At 43.5% G+C, this 21,873-nt stretch carries 20 protein-coding genes and 1 pseudogene; 9 read left to right on the forward strand and 12 right to left on the reverse strand.

The features are described 5' to 3' along the window. Position 1: 1 nt before the first annotated feature. Genes cpaB through OQJ75_RS10710 form a run of 3 tightly spaced genes read right to left on the reverse strand, consistent with a single transcriptional unit; the run spans position 2 to position 1,588 of the window. The gene (gene cpaB, locus OQJ75_RS10700; protein WP_265972955.1) at positions 2 to 844 is read right to left on the reverse strand and encodes a Flp pilus assembly protein CpaB; all 843 of its coding nucleotides are present in this window, start codon (positions 842 to 844) and stop codon (positions 2 to 4) included. A 49-nt stretch (positions 845 to 893) separates the two neighbouring features. Next, on the reverse strand, positions 894 to 1,364 hold the full coding sequence (locus OQJ75_RS10705) for an A24 family peptidase (RefSeq protein WP_265972954.1): 471 nt from the start codon (positions 1,362 to 1,364) through the stop codon (positions 894 to 896). Beyond that, a complete protein-coding gene (locus OQJ75_RS10710; protein ID WP_265972952.1) occupies positions 1,364 to 1,588 on the reverse strand; it encodes a Flp family type IVb pilin in 225 nt (74 codons plus the stop codon). The genes OQJ75_RS10705 and OQJ75_RS10710 overlap by 1 nt, the downstream gene beginning before the upstream one ends. A 412-nt stretch (positions 1,589 to 2,000) precedes the next feature. On the opposite strand from OQJ75_RS10710, the gene OQJ75_RS10715 reads away from it, so the two are divergent. The 5 genes and pseudogenes from OQJ75_RS10715 (at position 2,001) to OQJ75_RS10735 (ending at position 7,068) form a co-directional block, all read left to right on the forward strand. Continuing rightward, complete coding sequence (locus OQJ75_RS10715) at positions 2,001 to 2,858, forward strand: LysR family transcriptional regulator (RefSeq protein WP_265972950.1); 858 nt, start codon at positions 2,001 to 2,003, stop codon at positions 2,856 to 2,858. A gap of 340 nt (positions 2,859 to 3,198) precedes the next feature. After that, a pseudogene (locus tag OQJ75_RS10720) lies at positions 3,199 to 3,700 on the forward strand (transposase); the annotation flags it as partial. 281 nt (positions 3,701 to 3,981) lie between these two features. Beyond that, the gene (locus OQJ75_RS10725; RefSeq protein ID WP_265972948.1) at positions 3,982 to 4,740 is read left to right on the forward strand and encodes a helix-turn-helix transcriptional regulator; all 759 of its coding nucleotides are present in this window, start codon (positions 3,982 to 3,984) and stop codon (positions 4,738 to 4,740) included. A 66-nt stretch (positions 4,741 to 4,806) separates the two neighbouring features. Further along, complete coding sequence (locus OQJ75_RS10730) at positions 4,807 to 5,991, forward strand: GGDEF domain-containing protein (RefSeq protein ID WP_265972946.1); 1,185 nt, start codon at positions 4,807 to 4,809, stop codon at positions 5,989 to 5,991. Positions 5,992 to 6,156: 165 nt separating this feature from the next. Next, a complete protein-coding gene (locus OQJ75_RS10735) occupies positions 6,157 to 7,068 on the forward strand; it encodes a LysR substrate-binding domain-containing protein (protein WP_265972945.1) in 912 nt (303 codons plus the stop codon). Between the two features lie 46 nt (positions 7,069 to 7,114). On the opposite strand, the gene OQJ75_RS10740 is transcribed toward OQJ75_RS10735, so the two are convergent. After that, positions 7,115 to 7,996, reverse strand: coding sequence for a LysR family transcriptional regulator (locus tag OQJ75_RS10740; RefSeq protein ID WP_265972943.1), 882 nt, complete (start codon positions 7,994 to 7,996; stop codon positions 7,115 to 7,117). A 281-nt stretch (positions 7,997 to 8,277) separates the two neighbouring features. On the opposite strand from OQJ75_RS10740, the gene OQJ75_RS10745 reads away from it, so the two are divergent. Beyond that, complete coding sequence (locus tag OQJ75_RS10745) at positions 8,278 to 9,465, forward strand: MFS transporter (protein WP_265972942.1); 1,188 nt, start codon at positions 8,278 to 8,280, stop codon at positions 9,463 to 9,465. A gap of 68 nt (positions 9,466 to 9,533) precedes the next feature. Here the strand turns inward: OQJ75_RS10745 and OQJ75_RS10750 are convergent, their stop codons facing one another. From OQJ75_RS10750 to OQJ75_RS10770, 5 genes are all read right to left on the reverse strand, one after another. Next, a complete protein-coding gene (locus OQJ75_RS10750) occupies positions 9,534 to 10,094 on the reverse strand; it encodes a sugar O-acetyltransferase (RefSeq protein ID WP_265972940.1) in 561 nt (186 codons plus the stop codon). Positions 10,095 to 10,307: 213 nt separating this feature from the next. Continuing rightward, a complete protein-coding gene (locus OQJ75_RS10755) occupies positions 10,308 to 11,306 on the reverse strand; it encodes a LacI family DNA-binding transcriptional regulator (RefSeq protein ID WP_265972938.1) in 999 nt (332 codons plus the stop codon). Between the two features lie 110 nt (positions 11,307 to 11,416). Beyond that, complete coding sequence (locus tag OQJ75_RS10760; protein WP_265972937.1) at positions 11,417 to 12,856, reverse strand: 6-phospho-beta-glucosidase; 1,440 nt, start codon at positions 12,854 to 12,856, stop codon at positions 11,417 to 11,419. Between the two features lie 169 nt (positions 12,857 to 13,025). Then, positions 13,026 to 13,550, reverse strand: a complete 525-nt coding sequence (locus OQJ75_RS10765) for a hypothetical protein (RefSeq protein ID WP_265972936.1) — start codon at positions 13,548 to 13,550, stop codon at positions 13,026 to 13,028. A 51-nt stretch (positions 13,551 to 13,601) separates the two neighbouring features. Further along, positions 13,602 to 13,991 (reverse strand): VOC family protein, encoded by a 390-nt coding sequence (locus OQJ75_RS10770; RefSeq protein ID WP_265972935.1) that lies wholly within the window; start codon positions 13,989 to 13,991, stop codon positions 13,602 to 13,604. Between the two features lie 196 nt (positions 13,992 to 14,187). Here OQJ75_RS10770 and OQJ75_RS10775 point away from each other — a divergent pair, with 196 nt between their 5' ends. Continuing rightward, the gene (locus OQJ75_RS10775) at positions 14,188 to 15,087 is read left to right on the forward strand and encodes a DMT family transporter (protein ID WP_416340675.1); all 900 of its coding nucleotides are present in this window, start codon (positions 14,188 to 14,190) and stop codon (positions 15,085 to 15,087) included. On the opposite strand, the gene OQJ75_RS10780 is transcribed toward OQJ75_RS10775, so the two are convergent. Beyond that, complete coding sequence (locus OQJ75_RS10780; protein WP_048610395.1) at positions 15,084 to 15,986, reverse strand: LysR family transcriptional regulator; 903 nt, start codon at positions 15,984 to 15,986, stop codon at positions 15,084 to 15,086. The two genes, OQJ75_RS10775 and OQJ75_RS10780, sit on opposite strands and share 4 nt — an antisense overlap. 189 nt (positions 15,987 to 16,175) lie before the next feature. On the opposite strand from OQJ75_RS10780, the gene OQJ75_RS10785 reads away from it, so the two are divergent. After that, a complete protein-coding gene (locus OQJ75_RS10785) occupies positions 16,176 to 18,248 on the forward strand; it encodes an alkyl/aryl-sulfatase (protein ID WP_265972931.1) in 2,073 nt (690 codons plus the stop codon). Between the two features lie 131 nt (positions 18,249 to 18,379). Here the strand turns inward: OQJ75_RS10785 and OQJ75_RS10790 are convergent, their stop codons facing one another. Together OQJ75_RS10790 and OQJ75_RS10795 are read right to left on the reverse strand one after the other, a co-directional pair. Beyond that, positions 18,380 to 19,294, reverse strand: coding sequence for a LysR family transcriptional regulator (locus OQJ75_RS10790; protein WP_265972930.1), 915 nt, complete (start codon positions 19,292 to 19,294; stop codon positions 18,380 to 18,382). A gap of 9 nt (positions 19,295 to 19,303) precedes the next feature. After that, positions 19,304 to 20,677: an MATE family efflux transporter gene (locus OQJ75_RS10795; RefSeq protein ID WP_265972929.1), complete on the reverse strand. Its 1,374-nt coding sequence runs from the start codon at positions 20,675 to 20,677 to the stop codon at positions 19,304 to 19,306. A 330-nt stretch (positions 20,678 to 21,007) separates the two neighbouring features. Here OQJ75_RS10795 and OQJ75_RS10800 point away from each other — a divergent pair, with 330 nt between their 5' ends. Further along, positions 21,008 to 21,853, forward strand: coding sequence for an enoyl-CoA hydratase/isomerase family protein (locus tag OQJ75_RS10800; protein WP_265972928.1), 846 nt, complete (start codon positions 21,008 to 21,010; stop codon positions 21,851 to 21,853). Positions 21,854 to 21,873: the final 20 nt, after the last annotated feature.

Here is a 21,873-nt window from a genome sequence, read left to right on the forward strand (position 1 = left end):
ACTAGAATCCTTCTGTGCTCGCTGTTTTGTTTGTTCCGCGATACTCTTCAATGCCGGTGTAATTGGTAATCACATTACGCACCTCAGCATAGACAGGCTCTTTATAGGTTTGGCTGCGATACACTTCCATATGCATGGTGCGCTGCGCCAATGCAATGTTCGCTAACTGCTCTGGGTGAATCTCAATCACCACTGTGCTGTAACCGGCTTTCGCTTCTTGACTCGGCTTAATGACCTTAGCGCTTGAGGTTTTACTTTCAGGATCGATATAGTCGATTGCTAGTACCTTGACGTGTTTTAAAAATAGTGAAGCTTTCACGCCATGAAATTCGGATGGATGGTCGGCATTGTCCGCTAAATTACTGGAAGGTGAGCTCACAGTGAGAACATCGACAAACACGCCAGGGCGAATATAGTCATCAACTAAATTGGTTGCGCTAACCTGCAGCGGATAGATGGTCATATCCTCAGAGATCAACAGGTCAATATAACCAGCCCCACCTTGCGGGGTTTGATATTCAGGAAGGATAATTTCACCTTTGCTCAGGTCGCGGTTGAGTAACGTTGAGGGTGAGAAATCAATGACGGTATCTTCTTTGATGCCGTAAGAAAGTGCGTCTTGTAACTCCAGTTGTTGCTTGGTGACGTCCGAGGTAGAAATAGGCTCACCACGAGACAAGGAACGATCGAGTGACCAAACCGCGACGAATTGCTCAATGACAGGTGCTGGTTGGTCAGCAGTGGTAGGAGACGCTTGTTGAGTCTGGGTTATCATGTCAATTAAGCCATAACAGCCGAAACCAAAGGCAAGCAACGCAATAAACAGGACAATCCGCGATCTCATAAGTCGCCTCCATTCAACATCATTTAAAGATAGGGGTAAAAACGCTAAGTCATAAATAGTTCACCCAATGACTAAAAATCATCACATAAAATCCAACACTGATTGCCACGCCATAGGGGATGCCGGGGTTATATTGCACCTCTTCCATCCCTTTATATAAATTGGCTTTTACTCGTCTAACCAAGTGGAGTAAAAGATAAATAAACGCTAATACTCCACCGGTTAACGTTGTTAGCAGCAACGCCTGTGATAATAAATCCATTGGTAAGCTCAGTGACAGAACTGCTGCATATTTAATGTCGCCTGCACCGAGCAATCCAAGTGTATAGATAACCCATCCGCTACATAACACTATCAATATTGAGTAAGTCAATACATCCCAATGAAATGACATAAAAATGAACAAATGAACAAAGATCAACAACAACAGTTGAAAATTAGTTATAGTTCTGCTTGTTACGTCGATATAAGATATATAGAGACATTGAAAAAGCAATGAACTTAAAAAAAAATCAACCATTAAGCTTTTGTGATTTTTTCAGCTAAACCTGAAAGCACAGTCGATATATTAGTAAAGACTTCTTTCAACTCAGTCACAAAGTTACCACTCCCATAAAATGCGACTGAAAGTAATGCAGCCATTGCAGCAGCAATTAAACCATACTCAATCGCAGTTACACCGCGCTCATCATTTTTAAAGGTGGTTAAAAATGTACTTACTTTACAATATAGATTAGTCAACATAACGTTTCTCCTTTGGTTGTTAACTTTGGTATTAAATCCTTTTCCCTTTGATTTAAATGTAACAAAAACACACAGCATGATTTTTTCATGATGATAGATATGACCTATCACTCAGTACATCGTTTTTTGGTCCAATCTAATAAATATGTATAAACGCTTTATTCCTAATTTACTCACGGGGGTATAATTGATCAAAATCAATTTTAATTAATAAAATATGAGTTTGTTTATTTGAACTTAGTCACGATTTTTTATGCTCTTCTCATATTCCAAAAATAAAAGTTAATAAAAACACTGGTAGTTCACCACGTCTTAACCCAATTAGGTGAAGACAAATGCTCAACTTTACAAGTACTCTAAACATCTAGAGTAAATAGTTACTCTGCTTAATGTATAAATATAAGGAAATATAATGCATCCGAGCTTTGAACAGTTATTAGCGTTCGTTACTGTGGTTGAAGAAGGGTCTTTTCGAGCTGCCGCGAGAAAGCTACATAAAACACAACCAACGGTTAGTGCAGCCGTTCATAGCTTGGAGCTAGAGTTAGAAATCGCTCTGTTTGAACGTAAACATGGAAAGGCGGTTCTGACGAACCAAGGTAAACATCTCAGCGAGATAGCAAACCCGCTTCTTATGCAGTATCTAACTCTATTGAAGTCTGCATATGCGATGAAAGACTCGGAGCAAGTGGTGTATCGCTTGGGGATTGACCCCCTTTTATCTAACCATGCAGTGCGCCAAGCAATTCACGAATTTTCCAAAGCCTTTCCGGATACAAATCTCAAACTCGTAACTAAACCTAGTTCAGTATTAGGTGAGATGCTTGCCCATGGGGAACTCGATCTCGCCCTTGCCAATCCCTACCATAAAAATATCTATGAATTTAGATTTACTGAGCTTTTTAACATCAACTTTTGGTGGGTTGCTCATAAAGCATTAATCTGTGATCAGGATGCAAGATTATTACTACTTGAAGGTTGCAAAGAAATTAATAATGCATCAATAATGAAACAACATCACATCTGGCAGTGTGAAGACCTCAATACCATTGTGAACCTTTGCTGCCAACAATCAGGCATCGCTCTACTTCCCGATTTTATCATCGAAGCATTGAATAATGATCATCTTGTAAAGGTAAACAATCACCCTTATTTATTTGGCCGAAAAGTGACAACGGCTATCATCAGCCAAGCGAATGAAAGTCAGAGTCGATACCATCAATGGTTCTGTGAACAACTGGCACCAAGGAAAGTTATAAGGGTTGTGTAATACGTAAGCCAAATACCCCTTTTCAATCTATTGGTTAGGTACATTATAAATAAGTACTTAAATACTATTAGTTTTAAACTACTCCTATATTTTTAGGGGAGAAGTTAATAGAAATTAATATCATTTGTAAAACTAGCATTTCTATATTTTAAAATAGTATTCGTGATTTATATCAAAATTAGTGACCGTGTAGGTAAGGGTTACTCAGTTCATATCGCTAGACATCTTCCATTGAGAAAGAGGAGTTCTCATGAGAAAAGCGGCTTTGTTGCTTAAATCGATGGAACTAAATCAAGAAGCTACGATCTGATCGGCTACACCCATCAATCGTCGTAGCCTCATGCCTAAACCTAGTTACAAAACAACCAACTGGAAACAGTACAATAGAGCCTTGATCAACCGTAGTTCTCTGACCTTTTGGATTGATGAAAAAACAATAGCCGAGTGGAAACAACACAAACAAGGTAAGCGTGGTAGACCTCGCCGATTCAGCGACTTGGCGATCGCTACCGAACTGATGGGAAACGCAGAGCATGCGTAAGCTACATATCGCAGTAGATACCAGCACTCACGAAATAATCACAGCAGAGCTGAACTTATCCAACGTAACCGATGCCGAAGTGCTTACCAATTTACTCAAGCAGACACGCCGTAAAATCATTGAGATATCAGGTGATGGCGCTTATGACACACGGAATTGCCATAATGCCATACGGATCTAGCGAGCGATTCCACTTATCCCGCCACGAGAAGGAGCTGCCTTTTGGGAGCGAGGACACCCTTGTAATCTAGCTGTAGGTTGTCAGAAGCTCCACGGCTCTTACAAGAAGTGGAAAAAGCGGTTAAGGTAAAACAAGAACCAAAGTTACATGTTGCATTATAGCGATAATGAAAAGTTTTACAGCTTATATCTGATATTAGGGATATACCATTGATTAACTACTATCTATAGTTAAACATAAAAATTAATTAATCTAATGTAATTTGATCTCAATCATTTAATTCATCACTTTGTTAAATTTTCTTTAAATTTCACCCAATAGGGTGATGATAGTAATCTAACAAAATGAACTAATATTAATACGTTCGATATCGATACAATTAAAAAAGCGTTGGCTACTGTATGGTTAAAAAAAATAATAACGAATTGACAAACCCAAGCATCTCCTATCTTCCGAACGAACTGGAAAGTGAAGTTCGTGAAGGGCTAGAAAAAGTTGGAGTTGAACATGTGAGCCTAATCATTTTTTCCGAAGGGAAGGACATCGTTTTTGAAAGTTTGGAGAGTATTTCAAATAGAATATCCATTAGCAAAAGAATATCGGAGAGCATTGAAAGCTATCTTGACGCAGTCATGTGCCATGAGAAAAATATTTTGCACTTTACCTATGATAATGTTTTGGATGATCGAATATTTGATCACGAAAAGCTGTCAATAATTACTAACAAACTGAGTAAATATTCTATTGCTTCTCCTATAAACTACGATCATAGAATGGTAGCTATCTTTCACAGCATTGAATCATTATCTGAACATCAAACTAAGCACCTACAACTGGTCGCTAATATCATGACAGCATGGTCAAACTCATGGGTTGCCCACAACACTATGTTGCACTATTGGAAAGAGTACTCCGAACCTAAGAACATAGATATTACTTCAACGTTAACCAAATCAGAATTCAACGTTTTAGAGTTATTGATAAAAGGGTTCACTGGGCCAGAGATATCCAGCATTAGAAACGTATCAAAGGAAACTGTACGAACTCAAATCAAGAGTATTCTTCATAAGACTCACTGTCATAGTCAAAACCAACTGATATCGAGATTTTCTCAATCTCAATGGACTATCAATTGTAACCACCGAGGAGTTTACTCTTAAAATTAGCAAATGATATTGAATCGACTTCAAGTTGTCAGTTAATTAATGGTTAAAGGGTAAACCATCATGAATATTCTTAACTTTCTGATTATCAAAAGGAATATACTGATATCTTCACTAAGCTTACTAATACTAGTATTCCACTACAATAGTATTCATAGTTTAGTAAAAACAATAGAAATCGAAAAAGGGAAAAGAGAGAATTTAATCTCAAACCTAATTATAAATAATATCGATTACAACCTCTCTTTTTTAAGGGATTTTATCACTAAATTTGAGACTGCCTCTGCTTTAGTAAATAACGAATTGGTCGCAGGGAGTATAGCTAAAGATCTTTTTCAAGATTCGGAAAGTCACTTCAACTTAAATCACTACTTTGAAAAAATGCCCTCTTCTGAAGTACAAAACATGATACTTCAAGACCAAAACAATCGATATTTTCTACTTTCAGGAAGCCCCATTCACGTTACTTTTTCCTCTTCCTTGTCGCCTGATTCAGAAAAAATATACCTCAAAGTAACACCTGTATCCCTGCTTTCACTCGATTTATACCAATTAGACTCGCAGAAAAATCGGTACTTTCATCTGATTAAAGTACCGTTACCAGTTTTCAATGGAAATGTACTCATCTTCGATGATATGACAAGTTCAGCCATCCAGCTGAAAAATGAACTGCAAAGCCTTGTAGAGATCCTATTACTTCTTCTTGCGAGCTATATCCTCTTAGCAACTTTTGCACACTATCAACACAACACGAATATCAAGTTAACTTCTGACACCCTAACCGGTTTGAAGAATCGAACCTATCTACAATCGGCAAACATTAGATTAAAACATGAGCACCTAAAGCACACGTGTATCTCTGTGATTGTTATCGACCTGGACCACTTTAAAGATATCAATGATCAATATGGGCATCCTACCGGAGACGAAATCCTCATAAGAGTGGCACAAATTCTATCTGAGAATGTTCGCTGCAATGACGAATGTTACCGTTGTGGGGGAGACGAGTTCATTGTCATCGTCAAGTCTCATACTCTCTCTGACACCAAAAAACTAGCAGAGAGGTTGAGGGAAAGAATCGCTAAAGATGAAAAGCTTCGAATTATATCGATGGGAGGGATTTCAGCGTCATTAGGTCTAGCAGTATTACTACCAAACCAACCCGTTGAAGAAGTTGTTTCAATCGCAGATGAGATGCTTTACCAAGCCAAAAGACAAGGTCGAAACTTAGTGCAAAGTTACATTTAAACGCAGTAACGTCTAAGCATAGCGGCCCCTAGTTTGCAGAAATGACTGCAAAGTCTACAAAACGCAGGCTTAATTGTAATATTGTCAACTAAACGTTCTCGGTTAATCACAGATTTACGCTCCAAGTAAACAAAATACCTTCTAAGCCTCAGTTTAAGTTGATTTATGAAGCACTCCGATTTCAATCTAATTCCCATTTTCGTTACCGTTATGGAAGAGCGAAGCATTAGTAAAGCAGCGCACCGCTTAAACATCAGCCAATCGGCAGTAAGTCAAAGTATTAACAGGCTTAGAATACTATTTGACGACCCTCTTTTCTTTCGTGAAAGCCACGGTGTCTCATCTAGTAAGCTTGCAGAAAGCATTTACCCTCAGCTTTCCGAAGCTGTTCAACAAATCAGAGTCGCAGCCCCACCTCTTTCAAGCTTTAATCCAGAAACCAGTTCCCGAAAGTTCATGATTTCAACTGCATCTGTATTCGGACTAAGTATTCTTTCTGTTGTTTCGAATCTTATATTTACGCAAGCTCCTAAGGTAAAAGTTAAGGCGGATTCAAACTTAGCGCACAAAGACATGAGTTCATTGCTCAGAAACCACTATGACTTGTCGATAGATATTGATCATGGGCAATATCCTGGACTCAAATCTGAAGAGATCTTACGAGAAGAGTTATGTGTTTTATGTCACGTAAACCACCCTCGCTTAACAAACCCAACAGTATCACTTGAGCAATTTTTGTCAGAAAAACATGTCGTACACACCACATCCAATCAGAAACAAGCTTACTTACACGGCAAAGGATTGGATTATGATAATATCCTGAAACAACGAGATATCGCGTGGAGCGCGAACAGCATCGTTGAAATGATGAGTATCATTGAAAATAGTCACCATGTTGGTTTGTTCCCGAAGCGGTTACTTAATAAATACCTTCAATGTTCAGATTTAAAACTCCTACCCTGTGATTTCATTTCAGAAAGTGTAAAAGTCGCGATGTTTTGGCATCCAGCACGGCACAATGACGTCGGACATCGATGGCTAAGACATTTAGTGTCGGACGCCAGCTTTCGTATCTAGTTAAACAAGCTCTCAAAGCTTAGTCTATTGAGAATCGAGCCTCGGATTACAAACTCAACCTTGGCTGAATAAAATCAATAAACGCCGAGATACGTTTAGAGACGGAAGACGACTTATAATAAACCGCATTCACTCGCTCTCGGTCTGTGTTGGCAAGTTTATCTTGTTCCAAAATAGGGATTAGACGCCCTGCTGCCATATCTTCCTGCACCATAAACCCCGATAAACAAGCAATCCCATTTCCAGCTAGTGCCAGTTGACGCACCGTTTCACCATTACTGGCTGTCACGGTAGGCGCGACATAACTTTGGTTTGGTAAAGGCCAATGGTTAAGCACTTTGTTCCCTGCAAAACCGACTATTTGATGTGAACTCAAATCTTCAGGTTTAGTGGGTAGCCCACGCTTAGCGAGATAATCAGGTGACGCTACAATATGGAGTAAACTTTTTCCTAACGGGCGAGCGTGCAGTGTTGAATCGGACAGCTTACCGATTCGAATCGCAACATCAGTTCTCTTTTCCAGAAGATCAACGAAGCCTTCGTTGGAAGTGAGTTCCAACTCAATGTCTGGGTAAGCCTCTTTGAATGACTGCACCAACGGCACTAACTGATGAAATACAAAAGGACTGGCTGCATCGACTCTTAAACGACCTTTTGGTAACTCACCACGCGACACGATTTCTTCTTCCGCGCTCTGAATCATCTGTAATCCTACCCTGACTGAATCGACAAACTGCCGCCCTTCCTCCGTCAATTCCACGCGTCTCGTTGTTCGGTTGAATATCGAGACGCCGAGTTGTGACTCAACCTTACTCACCGAACGAGACACCTTGGCGACCTGCACATCCAGCGCCTCTGCCGCCGCAGAAAAACCGCCAGCATCGACGACGGTGAGTACCATTTCTAAATAATCTGAACGGGTTAGCATGAGGCTCCTTCGCTATTTTCATGTTGTTTAGTGTCGTCTCGCTTGTGCTCATCACAGCTCAAATCTTCTGAGTCTTTTCGATCTCATCAGCTTAATCCAATGATCGGTTAACTCTCTTATTATTGCAAATATCACAAAGGTTATTTGTTAATGGGAGCATTTTTCACAAATATATTTTGCTAGATAATCCTCGCCATCAAACGAAGCGCTCCTATTGCAGTCACAAGCTGCCCCATTTTATCGCGCTCGGTATTTAACAAAGAACAGTAAGAGAGATGATTATGCCACTAGCATTACTCGCATTGACGCTCAGCGCCTTTGCCATCGGAACTACAGAATTTGTCATCGTAGGCTTGATTCCTACCATGGCGAGCGACTTGAATGTATCTCTGCCATCGGCAGGCCTATTAGTCAGTTTATATGCACTTGGCGTTGCTATTGGCGCACCAGTCTTAACGGCATTAACCGGCAAATGGAATCGTAAAGCGGTGTTGCTGACCGTGATGGCATTGTTTGTCATTGGTAACTTATTGGCGTGGCAAGCTCCAGGCTATAACACGCTGATCGCCGCACGAATTTTGACTGGCCTTGCCCATGGTGTGTTCTTCTCGATTGGTTCAACCATCGCTACTGGGCTGGTCTCAAAAGACAAAGCAGCGAGCGCCATCGCGATCATGTTTACCGGTTTGACCGTTGCATTAGTAACGGGTGTACCACTGGGTACTTACATCGGCCAAACATTTGGCTGGCAAGCAACCTTCTTGATCGTTGCTCTGCTTGGTCTTATCGCTCTGATTGGCAGCGCTATCTTGGTCCCGAGCAACCTTAAGCAGCCACCTGCCGCTAAGATTTCGGCACAACTAAAGGTTCTAACTCAACCACGCTTACTGTTGGTTTACGCTATCACAGCACTAGGTTATGGCGGCACATTCACAGCGTTTACGTTCCTTGCTCCAATACTGGAAAACGTATCAGGGTTTGATTCGAGCTCTATCAGTCTCATCATGTTGGTTTACGGTGTGTCAGTGGCGATAGGTAACATCTGGGGCGGTAAAATGGCCGACAAGATGGGCCCGATTAAAGCGCTAACCGTTATCTTCTCTGGTTTAGCCGCAGTACTGGTGGTATTCAACTTTACCGCAGTAAACCCTTACGCAGCTGTTGCTACCATTTTGGTTTGGGGTGCATTCGCATTCGGTAACGTTCCGGGGCTACAAGTGTATGTTGTGAAACTGGCTGAGAAATACACACCAGACGCAGTCGATGTCGCTTCTGGGTTGAACATTGCAGCCTTCAACGTCGGTATCGCATTAGGCTCATGGGGTGGTGGTTTGATTGTCGCGAATTCTGGATTAATGAACACCCCTTGGGTCGGTGCTGTGATTGTTTTGATCGCTCTAGTTCTGACTCGATTCAGTGGTGCATTGGATAAGAAGCAAGCTCAACAGGCTGTTCCATCTAGCATTTAGCATCTAGCAGGAATTGAAAAAAACAAAGCCCGAATCTAGATTCGGGCTTTGTCATTTGAATCAGATGACTATTCGTTATCAATCTGCTTGAGAACTTTACATGGGTTACCCACGGCAACCACATTAGCTGGGATGTCTTTGGTTACCACACTGCCTGCGCCAATCACGCTGTTTTCGCCAATAGTGACGCCGGGGCAAATGATCACACCACCGCCAAGCCAAACATTGTCGCCAACGTTAATCTGTGTGCCAAACTCAACGCCTTCTTCAACACGACCTTTCACATCTAATGGGTGACCTGCCGTTAAGATCTGTACATTTGGGCCAAGCAGCACATTGTCGCCAATAGTCACTTCAGCCACATCCAAAATCACGCAGTTAAAGTTAGCGTAGAAGTTCTTGCCCAACTTTATGTTCGAGCCGTAATCACAACGGAACGGCGGCTCTAAGTGCGCGTTCTCACAGCCCGGAATGAGCTCTTGCGTTGCCGCTTCCCATTCAGGTGTGTCTGGAATACTGTTATTGAGTTTTTGAAGCACCTTACGACATTCGATACGAGCAACATAAAGCTCTTTATCCCAAGCTTGATAAGGTTCGCCTGCTAGCATTTTTTGTTTTTCTGTTTTCACGTTACTTACCTGCTTTCACATAACTTAGCTATTTTCATATTACTTAGCTAGTTTCACATTACTTAACTAATGGTGGTCAATTCATCGACCAAAAAACGCAATATCGCACATCTAAATAACAGTGAATAAGGAGTGTTTGAGCTTGGTTTAAGAGATGCGTAGCCAGTCACTTTTTGTAGGTGAAATATGAAACTCAATCGCGGTTAACTAAGCCTAGACACGCGGGGTAACCGAGTCGCGAATAACCAAGCTGCCAGTAGTACTTAATACCTCAGCTTGCTCAGTATCACCGACAATTTGCAGGATCGCCTTTTGCGTCATTTGCTCTAATGGCACACTCACAGACGTTAAGCTTGGCGTTAAAAACGCCCCCACTTTGCTGTTATCAAAGCCGACGATCGAAACATCTTGAGGTAATGAGTACCCAAGTTCGGTTAACGCCTTAATCGCACCAATCGCCATATCATCGTTTTCAGACAAGATCGCAGTGAAGTTTGCTTCACTTTCCACTAAAGTTTGCGCGGCACGGTAGCCACTCTCCATCGTCCAATCACCCCGAACTACGTTAGATTCGTTCAGTTTAATACCGTGCTTAGTGAGCACATCTTGATAGGCTTGGTAACGCAACTCATCAGTCGAAGAACCGGCTTTACCACGAATCACTGCAATGTCTGTATGGCCTTGCTCGATGATATGTTCAACCATCAAACAAGCGCTCTGATAGTGCTCGGTGGTAATTGCATGATTGGGCTTCGACGGCATTTCCCGGTTGAGTACCAGAATCGGTGTTTCAGTGCTTTCGATGATCTTTGCAATCTCGCTTTCGGTTAAGCATTGCGGATAGATGATGATGCCCGCGCACTTCATATCCAACAGGAAGTTGATCGCCTTTCTTTCGTCTTCAGCGCTGTGTTTGCCATCGGTGATCACCAGCTGGTGATTCGACTTTTCGCTATAAGAGGCCGCGTGATACATCAAGGAAGAGAAATAAGGGCCATTGAACAACTCATTGGTGATTACAAAGCCGATGAAATTGGTCTTCTTGGTCGCCAATTGTTGAGCTAACAGGTTTGGTCGATAACCCGTTTCTTGAATCGCATCAAATACCTTTTTCACCACATCTGGGCGCACGATATTCTTGCCATTTAAGACACGAGAAACCGTCGATTTAGATACGCCTGCGCGGTTCGCGACATCAAGCATGGTGACCATTCGCTTCTTTTCCTCATATAAAAAATTAGCCGACATAAGCCGACTAATTTAATGCTAATTCATATTGCGTGTAACTTCATATTACGTATAACGACGCAGCAAGAGGCATTCTAAATAGTGGCACCGTTAGATGCAATCACGCCTTTGTACCACTCGAACGACTTCTTACGTTTGCGATCTAAAGTACCGGACTGATCGTTGTGCTTGTCTACATAAATGAATCCGTAACGCTTTTTCATCTCACCGGTGGTGAACGACACCAAATCGATACAGCCCCAAGGGGTATAACCCATCAAATCAACACCGTCGATTGCGACTGCTTTTTTCATTTCTTTGATGTGGTCACCAAGGTAAGCAATGCGGTAGTCATCATTGATGCAACCATCTTCTTCAATGGTGTCGACTGCGCCAAAACCATTTTCAACGATAAACAATGGCACTTCATAACGTTCATACAGAGACGCTAAGCAGAAACGTAAACCCGTTGGATCAATTGGCCAGCCCCAATCGCTAGACTGGATGAACGGGTTATCGACCGAGTTTTTATGACCGCCGTCCATCGCCTCTTCAGTCGACTGATGCGAAGAAGAATCCAAAGTATTCGACATGTAGTAACTAAAGCCTAAGTAATCGGCCTTACCTTCTTTTAGGATCTGCTCATCTTCGGGCTGCATCTCTATGTTGAAGCCTTTGATTGCCCAGTCACGCTTAGCGTAATTTGGGTAATGACCACGCACCATTACATCCGAGAAGAAATAACGGTCACGCATCGCTTGCTGTGCCACCATAATATCTTCTGGCTTTGAAGAACGAGGGTAGAAAGGCACCATCGCACACATCGCGCCGATTTGAAGATCTGAATTGATCTCGTGACCTTTCTTAACCACCAAAGCACTTGCAACAAACTGGTGGTGAACCGCTTGATACATCGCCTCTTGCGGCTTTTCGCATTGTGGAAACTTCACGCCTGAGCATAACCAACCGAAAATATCTGCCGAGGTGTTCATCTGGTTGTTGATCTCGTTAAACGTCATCCAGTATTTCACTTTGTGTTGGTATCGTTCCATCACTGTAGTTGAATACTTAACGAAGAAGTCGATCACTTTGCGGTTCATCCAGCCGCCATATTCGTTAGCTAGGTGGTAAGGCATTTCAAAGTGGCTCAGTGTGACCACAGGCTGAATGTCGTATTTCAACAGCTCATCAAACAGATCATCGTAAAACGCTAAACCCGCTTCACACGGCTCAGCTTCATCGCCATTAGGGAAGATACGCGTCCACGCGATACTGGTACGGAAACACTTAAATCCCATCTCAGCAAATAACTTAATGTCTTCTTTATAGCGATGGTAGAAATCCACTGCGACTTGGTTTGGATAGTTTTCGCCATCAATCACGCCATCGGTGATTCGACGTTGTACACCATGAGCGCCCGCTGTTAATACATCAACAACACTGACACCTTTACCATTCGCATCCCAGCCGCCTTCTAACTGATGCGCTGCTACTGCACCGCCCCATAAAAAATCGTTCGGAAATTCGTTGTTCATACCATTACTCGCTACAAGTTATTCGTGAAAAAGATCAGGATTAGAGAGCTCATTACAACTCTGAAACCGATTTCAATACAAGCAAAGATACAGATTGAAACCGGTTTCAGCAACAGTTAAAAGATCTTTTTGGATCGAGCTAAAGACTAATCAAGAGTCAGAGTTACGATCAATGCTGCTCAAAATACTGATCATGCTGCGATTTGCCAGATAGGTCTTGAGTTCCCGGGTAGAACTGGACGAGTGTCTGATCGGCTAGTGTAAGGTGAATCCAACCCTCTTTAACTTTCAACCAGTTGGTGCCGTGAGTCTCGTAGACGATAGGAAAGCTGCCCCAGCCTGACTCTGATACCTGCAGCTCTTGAAAGCGGTTAATTGGGGTTAGCTTATTACTGTCGAAGTTTGCGTCGGCATAGACTGATAAAGGCTCGATAACATCAGTCGGTTTAAACGTATAGCAGCTTACAGAGGCTGAAGTGCGATCAAACCACTGGTAGGGTTGTGCGCCGATTAAATCGTAGACCGTGCAATCATTGAATTGAATTGCCCACTCTTGGTGAGCTTTAAAACCAAGGTACCCAATGGGTTGTGAGAGTTCAGGCTTCGCGTCCGTCTCCTGCTCATGTACTTGTTCTGAGGTAGCACATCCCATAAGCCCAAGACTAAAAAGGAAAGTCACAGCATGCTTCATCATTGTAATACCTCAGTTCAGTTAGTGAGTTAAAAGCTATTCAAGCTCCCTCCATTAAACGGTAAGTTCTAAGCGATTACCATCCGGATCGAGTACACAGCTCTCATAATAGCCATCGCCTGTTCTTCTTGGGCCATCTAAGCGCTCATAACCATCTTCGACCAAGCGACTTGTAAGTTCATCAACCGCTTGTTCCGAGCCTAGTGAAATCGCCATATGAACAAAACCTGTAAACTGATCATAGATGTCATCTTTCGATTCAGGCACAGAGTCCATTTCCATTATCTCTAGGCGGCTTCCAGTTTCAAATGAGAGGAAGTATGAAGAAAACCCTTTGGTTGGGTTGTGATATTTTGAGTTCGATGTCGCGCCGAAATAGTCTTCATAAAATCGCTTCAACACGTCGAGTTGTTTGGTCCAAATTGCGATATGTTCGATCTTCATTTTATTCACCTCAGTTTGATGTCTAACGCTAGATTACTCATCAAATAAGGCTCAATATACAGAACGAAATTCATCGAAGCTGTTCCTGTTTAAGGACTCAAACTTATGTCCATAACTGCACAGTATTGGTATCTATGTTTGTGTAATAGTTATCTTTCCTCCATAGTCGGGTTTTACACATTCTGAGATATAAGCCGTGAACTTTCTAAAATTAATAACTCTCGCTGCAATATGGGGCGGTTCGTTTCTGTTCATGAGAATTGCCGCTAATCCATTGGGCCCAGCGGTGTTGATTGAAGCGCGAGTGCTGTTTGCTGCCATCACTCTATTATTGGTCTCTTTCTACTTGAGAAAAAAGTTGTCGTTCAATTCACATGCTAAACACTTCTTTATTCTTGGATTGTTCAATACTGCGGTTCCCTTTTTACTTTTCGCTTATGCCGCGCAGACACTGAACGCCTCGACACTCGCTATCTTGAACTCGACTGCGCCAATATGGGCGGCAATCATCGGTGCGATATGGACCAAAACTACACTCGAGGCGCGTGTTCTATTAGGGCTTGGAATTGGGGTAACGGGAGTTGGCGTGTTAGTCGGTTGGGATGCGATGAACATTGGCCGTGAGGCTGTGCTTCCTATCTTTGCGGCGGTGATGGCGGCCTTTAGTTACGGAATCGCATCAAACTATACCAAGCAAGCACCTAAAGTTGAGGCATTCAATAATGCTCATGGCAGCATGTGGGCGGCGGTCTTGATCGTGTTGCCGTTTGTCTTCTTTATGCCAATGAGAGAGGCTCCGGATCTAACCATCACCACATCAGTGATCTTATTAGGCGCCGTTTGTACTGGTCTTGCTTACTTGCTTTACTTCAATCTCGTTTCTGAATTGGGAGCGCCTTCGGCTCTGTCTGTTACCTTTTTGATTCCAGTGTTTGGCATCTTGTGGGGCAACCTTTTCCTAGACGAAGCGATTGGCCTTAACACTATTTTCGGATCAGTTCTGGTTATTACCGGCACCATGTTAGTGACCGGTATGACGCCTTCTAAGATGATAGAGAGCGCCAAACAGAAACGTGCAGCAAGAGCGGCTCGTTAGTCAGCCATATATTGTTGAATCTTGTTTCTCAACCACTGATGAGCAGGATTCAAATCGGTTCTTTTATGCCAGATCATGTACTGCTGCATCGGCAAGATTTCAAACGGCTGATCAAGGACTTGAAGCTGGAAGGGTTCAGAAAATTGATTGGCAAAATCACGCGACGTACTGCCGACACAATCTGAGCCCGATACCAGCACACACATGGTCATCAGCGAGTCACACTCTGCACTCACTTTTCTCTGTTTCAGTGGCGACTTAGTAAAATAATCTGCCGTGTATAAACGGGTTCGACGCATTCTAAAAGTAACGTGCTTTTCGTTGTAATATTGCTCTTGCGTCACAGAGCCATTGATTCTCGGATGCCCCTTTCGAGCTATCAACACCAACTCATCTTCAATCATCGGCTGCTTCATATATCCATTAACTTGCGGGTAATGGATATCAATCGCTAAATCGGCTTGCTGCATACTTAAACTCTGAAGAAGCTCTTCTTCGTTGTTCGGCACCATATTGAACTCGATAGAGATATTCCCCAACGTTTCATCTTGCTCGACAAGGGGTTGAAGCTTGGTTAAGCCGATCTCATTCACCAGAATTCGAAACACATGATGCTGCTGATTATCGAACTGCTTTAAGGTGCTAACTGCACTGGTTATGCCTTCAAGGGCTGGTTCCACTCGGTTTGCCAATTGCACCGCAGCGTTAGTCGGAATAATCCCGCGTCCTTCACGAATAAACAGGTCGGTATCAAGCTGAGATTGTAATCGCTTCAAGGCTCCACTCACCCCTGGCTGAGTCATACCAAGCGATTCTGAGGCTAAGGTGATCGACTGTAGTCGATACACTTCCAAAAATACGCTCAGTAAATTTAGATCTAACTTTTCAACATCACTCACGGTCACTCTCCATGTTTAGGTGCGCTCGCATTGGGTATGCGACAAGCTTTGCGCTTCAATCTGCTACTTTTAAACATACAACACATAACAGTTCGTGATGTGTTAAATAAAGCTTACTTTATTTTTTGCTATATGTCTTATTCCTATAATCGCCTCAACGAAACAAAATTCTGAAATGAAGAGGCTCTTATGACAACTTCTCGCACGTTCAAAAACGCATCACTATTCCTAGCTATCTCGCTCGCATTCCCTGCAGTTGCAGCTAACCATGATCACGCACACTTCAGCGAAATTGGCGACCAAGGTGGCAAAAGCGCAACCGAGATGACCACCAAAGCAAACCAAGAGTTCGCAAAAACACTTAACTTCGCCGACACTCGCGCTTTCGACAATAACAATAAAGGTCTTGTTGCTAGCTTTGATCAAGAGACGGGCGACATCATTCGCAATAGCTTTAACTTCATCGACCCAAGTGTGACGAATGCAGACCAAGCACCAGATTCAGTAAACCCTTCACTGTGGCGCCAAGCGGTATTGAACCAAGCGGCGGAAGGTTTATATGAAGTTGTTCCGGGTAAAGTTTACCAAGTTCGAGGCGCGGATTTAGCGTCTATCTCTTTCATTCGTAGTGACAACGGTTGGATCGCTTATGACGTACTTCTTACCAAAGAAGCGGCCGCTAAATCTCTCAAATTCTTCAAAAACAATGTGCCTGATGGCGGCGAACTACCAGTCGTTGCAATGATTTATTCTCACTCGCACGCTGATCACTTTGGTGGCGCAAGAGCAATCAAAGACGCGTATCCAGATGTAAAAGTGTACGGTTCGAAAAACATCACTAAAGAAATCGTTGACGAAAACGTACTGGCGGGTAACGCAATGTCGCGTCGTACCGCATATCAATATGGCGCAACCCTGAACCGACACGAACACGGTATTGTAGATGCGGCACTGTCTAAAGGCCTATCAACCGGTAGCATTACTTACGTATTGCCAGACTACGAGCTGAACCATAACGAAGAGATTGAAACTCTGGTTATCGACGGCTTAGAAATGCAATTCATGGATGCTTCAGGTACCGAAGCTGCATCAGAAATGGTGACGTATATTCCCAGCATGAAAGCACTTTGGACTGGCGAACTGACCTACCAAGGTATGCACAACCTGTACACGCTGCGTGGCGCAAAAGTACGTGATGGTTTGAAGTGGTCGAAGAAAATCAACGAAATGTTAGTCACTTGGGGCGAAGAAACAGAGGTGTTGTTTGCGTCTCACTCAGCCCCAATCTGGGGTGAACAAGAGATCTCTGATTACCTAAAAATGCAGCGTGATGCTTACGGTTTTACTCATAACCAAACGCTTCGTTTAGCCAATAACGGTGTGGTTCTACAAGACATCGGTGACGAGATTTACAAGGTCATGCCAGACAGCATTCAACAGTCTTGGCACACCAACGGTTACCACGGTACTTACTCTCACAATGCTCGCGCTGTGTACAACATGTATCTTGGTTACTTCGACATGAACCCAGCTAACCTAAACCCACTACCAATCAAGCCAGAGTCAGTGAAGTTTGTTGAGTACATGGGCGGCAGCGACGCTGTGATTGAAAAAGCGCAGCAAGACTTCCAAGAAGGTGAATACCGCTTCGTTGCGACAGCACTGAATAAGGTGATCCAAGCAGAACCAGAGAACAAAGTTGCACGTGGCTTATTGGCAGATACTTACGAGCAATTGGGTTATCAATCAGAAGGTGCAGGTTGGAGAAACATCTACCTAACCGGCGCTCAAGAACTGCGTATTGGCACACAACCGGGCGCACCAAAAACAGCATCACCGGATGTATTGGCTAACATGACCATCGAAAACTTGCTGGATTACTTAGCGGTAAAAGTGGATTCATTGAAGGCGCAGAACACGCCATTTACCATGAACATTCAGTTACCTGATGTTAAAGAGTTCTACTACGTTGAAATGTCTAACGGTAACCTGAACAACATTCAAGTATCAGAGCTGCAAGATGCGGATACAACACTGATCATCAACAAGTCTGACGTGTCTGATATCGTGCTTAAGAAAACAAGCCTTGGAAAACTGCTAGAAGACGGACAAGCAGGCGTGAAAGGTGACAAATCATCACTTAACAAACTGCTGTCTTCACTGACAGAAGCTGACACCTCTTTTGAGATTGTACCGCGCCCGAATAAAGGCGAAGAAGTTGATGCCGAGCTATACCAAGATTCAGCGGTACACGCGCATTAAACGTCCGAAACGCTAAATAGATAAAACAACAGCAGTGAGCTAGAAAAAACGTTCTATAAAGAACATAAAAACAAGCCCCTACCTTTTGGTCGGGGCTTTCTTATTTCTTATCAATAAGTGCTTCTGAATCGCTACTGAGCTTGACCGTTTACTTCGCAATCCCAATAAGAAGGTGAACCATAGTATTGAACAAAATAATCGATAAATACGCGAACCTTAGGCGCAAGCAGCTGTGCACTCGGGTATACCGCCCAGATAGCCGCCTCACCCTTTAAAGGGTAATCTGGCAACACCTCAACCAGCGAACCTTCCGCGAGCTGCTTGTATGCAATCCAAGTCGCACACATAGCAATGCCCAAGCCATCGACACATACATCCCTTACCGCTTCACCGTGATCAACGCGGATCGCACCTTTCTTCTTGATGGTGACATCGCCTTCTAGCGTATCGAACGTCCAACCTTCTAAGCCGGTTTGATTGATACATTGATGTTGCTTGAGGTCTTCTGGTGTTTTCGGATAGCCATAAACTTTCAGATATTCCGGCGAAGCACACAGAATACGCTTATCAGTCGAGAGCTTACGAGCGATCAGGCTTGAGTTTTGTAGCTCCGCATTACGAATCGCCACATCAAAGCCGCCATCGACCAGATCGACGATTGAGTCACTGAGTGAAATGTCCACCGACAGATCTGGATACTTAGCCAAAAAGCCTTTTAGCGCTGGCATAACATGCATGCGACCAAACGATGACGGCGCAGATATTCGCAACACCCCTTTTGGTAATTCGTTACCAGTTCCGACAGAGGCAACACCCGCTTCGACACTCAAAAGGATTTGCTTGGCGTGAGGAAGAAATGCCATGCCTTCTTCGGTCAGGGAGACCTTTCTCGTGGTGCGATGCACAAGACGCGCACCTAGGCTCTCCTCCAGCTTTCCGATATGAATACTGGCTACCGGAGGTGACAACCCAAGCTCTTGTCCTGCTTGACTTATATTGTGCGTAGACGCGAGTCGCACAAACAATTTTAGATGTTCAATGTTCATCAATAATGGCTAGCCTGCGCTGAGTACACGCTGCTTATTGGCCGAAGCGGCACGGGGAATAATGTGAGTTTTAATATAGGCATTAAGCTTAAACCATGCAAAAGCGCCCGCTAAAACATTGGCGACTGTCGCAGCAATAACCGCATTGATCATGTCACCGGTTATCGAGCCAAGCCATAACGCTGGAATGTAGAAAACAAACAAGCGTAAGAAAGAGACATTCAAAGCTTTACGAGGCACACCCAAAGCATTAAACACCGAAGCAACCAACATGCAAAGCCCAAGCGGCCCATAGCTGAACGGGATAAATAACAAGGTCACTTCAAACCAGCTGCGTATGCTTTGTTCTTCCGAGATAACAGGAATAACCCAGCCACTAAACAGCGCTAGCAATGCTGCCATCACGGTGTGAAAAACCAGTAACAACTTCGCTGTTGTATTCAATAGCTCAGGGATTTTGCATCGCTGCTGCGCCCCTAGGTAACGACCAATCATAGGCGGTATGGACATCGTCAGAGCAAGAGAAAACACCAGCATAAAACTTTCAACACGGGCGAGTAAGCTCCAAAAAGCCATCTCATCGGTTCCGATTCTCGCAATCAAAAGCATTGAAAAGAACGCGCTGACCGCAGGTAATATCTGATTAGCAGTGGTTGGCATTACCGTCTTAAATAACTCAAAACTGTAGCCTTTAATTTGGTTACGGCACGCACCATTGAAGCCAAACCAACCTTTGCCGCGAGACTTGATTATCATGTAGATTGCGCCGAATGCGTAGCCAATGCTCGATGCGATCGCCGCCCCTGCGATGCCCATATCCAATCCAAAAATCAGAATAGGATCGAGAATCAGGTTAATCACGCTGGCAGCCAAGAACATGCTGCCGGTTGTTTTGGTATCGCCATTGGCACGATAAACGCAGGTGGCCAAATAAAGCACCGCCACCATCAATGCACTGAACAGCCACAACGGCCAATACACATTAAAAATCGACAGCATGGATTGGTATTGAGCGTCAGAGACATCATTCACAAACGACGCAAAAACAGAATCGCTAAAAACAATCAGCCCTATGCAGATCAAAGCAATCACCAAGACACCAAACCCGCCCGACAATGTGGCAATTGAGGTGGATTTACGTTGCTCTTTTGCCCCTACCGCTTGAGAAATAATGGACGTTGCCGCCACACCGATGCCCACTTGAACCCCGGTAAACGCCGCTTGAAATGGCAAGGTGATACCGTGAACCGCCAACTCATTAACCCCTAACTGACCAATAAAGATCGAATCGACCAATTGCACCATCATGATCGCAAACACACCCAGCGTCAGTGGCAGTGTTTTCTCAATAATGGTTTTCAAAGTCGCGGATCTCATCTGCATAGGTCGGTTCACTCTTAATCTGTTCTTTGAGGCACTAACTGCCTAGCTGAGCAGTATACGAAGCTAAATAAAAAGGATAAGAGCACCAAACAAGGAATGAGTTTTTAGATTTCGTTGACAATCAAATTGGCAAGATACATTCAACGTTAAAATATCCCACTAAGATACTGAATAAATTGTAGTTATCAAACGCGCCAACACTATTAATAATGCGTTAATAGTGTTTCGCTTAATGGTTAATTGTTGGTTCTAACATTCCTCGCTAGCCTGAATTTAGGTCGCATTCACACTGAATAGGCTGAAATGAAATCTCTCAGAAGGAATATGGAAATGGCATATCAAGGTTATACAACGTTTAAAGCTCAAGCCGAGGATGGGATTCTTACCGTCACTTTTGACTTCGGTACTGTGAATGTTCAAGGGCAAGAGATGCTTGCCGACCTCAATGGTTTAGCAATGAGACTAGAGCGCGATCGTGACATCAAGGTCGTGGTATTTCAGTCAGCAAACCCTGAAGTTTGGGTCTGTCACTACGACACCAATCTATTAAAAGACATGTCGACAGAAGCCGTTTCTCGTGATGAAGCGAAGTTACTCGACCTGCAAGTGGTGCTAGAAAGAATCAGCAAACTGCCACAAGCCACCATTGCCAAGCTTGAAGGCTTCGCTCGAGGTGGAGGCCACGAATTTGCACTGGCGTGTGACATGCGATTCGCGGCTCGCGGTAAATACAAATTCATGCAAATGGAAGTGGGTATGGGCATCCTTCCTTGCGGTGGCGGCGCATCACGCATGGCACGCCAAGTCGGCTTAGGTCGCGCACTCGAAATCGTCCTAAGTGCCCGAGACTTTGATGCTGACGAAGCCGAAGCATACGGCACCATCAACAAGGCACTAGAACCGGATGAAATTGGCGAATATGTTGATACTCTTGCCAAGCGAATCGCTCAATTCCCTGCCGAATCGATCAATGCATGTAAGCAAGCGGTGTATGAGTCTATCGATAAACCGATCGACGAAGCACTCAAAGCGGAAGCTTATTGGTTGTATCAAGCTACGAGCAAAACCCCTGCGGTTAAGCGCTTCCAAATTGCCGATGAGCAAGGCCTAGAGCACGATATGGAAAACCAGCGTAACTGGGAAACTCTTGTTATGAACGTTCAAGACATCAAATAGTTCGTTCACATCTCTTAATT

Origin of the sequence: Vibrio sp. 14G-20, assembly GCF_026241515.1 — a bacterium.
Classification (GTDB): domain Bacteria; phylum Pseudomonadota; class Gammaproteobacteria; order Enterobacterales; family Vibrionaceae; genus Vibrio.